Consider the following 1,779-nt stretch of genomic DNA (forward strand, 5'->3'; position numbering starts at 1 on the left):
GTTCTAAAAATTCTACATCTTATTTTGTGATTAAGGATATTTATCGAAACAATAAAAGAACAACCAAAGTTGTTGAATCCTTGGGAAATCACGAAGAAATTTTAAAAAAACATCCTGGCATTGATCCCTATACCTGGGCAAAAGAATATGCCAAAAAATTAACACTAGAAGAAAAAGAAAATAATCACAAAATCATTGCGAAATACAATCCCGGCAAGCAAATTGAGCGAGGTAAACAAACGCTCTTCAATACTGGTTATCTTTTTTTACAATCTATTTATCACGAGCTGAAACTGGATAAAGTTTGTCAGGAGATCTCACAAAAATATGAATTTGAGTATGATCTCAACGAGATTCTCACGCGTCTTCTCTATTTGCGCGTTCTGCATCCCACTTCTAAAAAGGGCACATTTGAACACGCGAAAGATTTACTAGAACCCGCACATTTTCAGCCACATCAAATATATCGAGCCCTCAACGTCCTCGAAGAACAATCAGATTTTATTGAGGAAAAAGTTTATAAAAATAGCTTGAATGTCGTCGGGCGGAACACACAGGTTCTTTATTATGACTGCACTAATTTTTTCTTTGAGATTGAAGAAGAAGATAGCCTGAGGGAATATGGCGTTTCGAAAGAAAATCGCCCGAATCCAATCGTTCAAATGGGATTATTTATGGATGGATCCGGCCTCCCACTCGCTTTCAGTATGAACCCTGGGAGTGCCAATGAACAACCAACATTGAAGCCCTTGGAAAAACGCATTTTAAAAGACTTTAATCTTTCCAAGTTTGTTGTATGCACGGACGCTGGCCTTTCTTCGAATGATAACCGGATATACAACACCTATGGAGAACGCGCATTCGTGACCACACAATCGATTAAAAAACTAAAGAAATTTCTTAAGGAGTGGGCTTTAGATCCAGAAGGATGGCGAATACCTGGGAGTAATAAAAAAATAAACTTGGATGATATCCGTCAGCTCGAAAATGACAAAAGAACCTACTATAAAGAGCGATGGATAAAAGAAAATGATTTGGAACAAAAGTTAATTGTCACCTATTCACCTGTTTATGAACGATATCAATCATCCATTCGGGAGAAACAAATTGAGCGAGCGATCAAAAAAATAGAGAAGCCCGGCTCTTTGAATAAACCGCATCAAAATGATCCGAAAAGGTTCATAAAATCCACCCATGTGACGGATGATGGGGAGATTGCAGATAAAACCCAAGTGGTTTTAAATCAAGAACAAATAGTGAAGGAATCGATGTATGATGGGTTTTATGCGGTATGTACCAATCTGGAATCTCCCATTGAGGAAGTGATCAAAATTAACCAGGGGAGATGGGAAATTGAAGAGACATTCCGGATATTAAAAAGTGAATTCCGGACTCGACCTGTTTATTTACAAAGGGAATCCCGCATAAAAGCACATTTTCTGACATGCTTTCTGTCCCTATTGATGTATCGTATTTTGGAAAAAAAGGTAGATGAACGTTTTACTTGCCCTGAACTAGTCAGTACATTGAGGAATATGAACATGCGTGAGTTAGATGGTGAAGGATACATACCAGCATTTACTCGAACAGAAATTACGGATGCATTGCATGATGCATTTGGCTTTAGGACTGACTTCGAAATAGTAACCCAAAAAAACATGAAAAAAATTTTAAAACAAACCAAAAAAGGAAAATAGTACGCAGTTTTAGGCTCTAAAAAAACCGCCAAAAGTGTTGATTTTACAGCACTTGAGGCGGTTTTAGGTGTCAAAGATGAGA

Annotated in this window: 1 protein-coding gene; it reads left to right on the forward strand. The window is 37.5% G+C overall.

The window, feature by feature from the left end; all coding sequences use genetic code 11:
- Positions 1–1,697, forward strand: a 1,697-nt coding sequence (locus KI363_RS21485) for an IS1634 family transposase (protein ID WP_212967601.1), incomplete at its 5' end; no start/stop codon positions are given.
- Positions 1,698–1,779 lie beyond the last annotated feature (82 nt).

Source organism: Lederbergia ruris, from assembly GCF_018332955.1.
Lineage (GTDB): Bacteria > Bacillota > Bacilli > Bacillales > Bacillaceae_C > Lederbergia > Lederbergia ruris.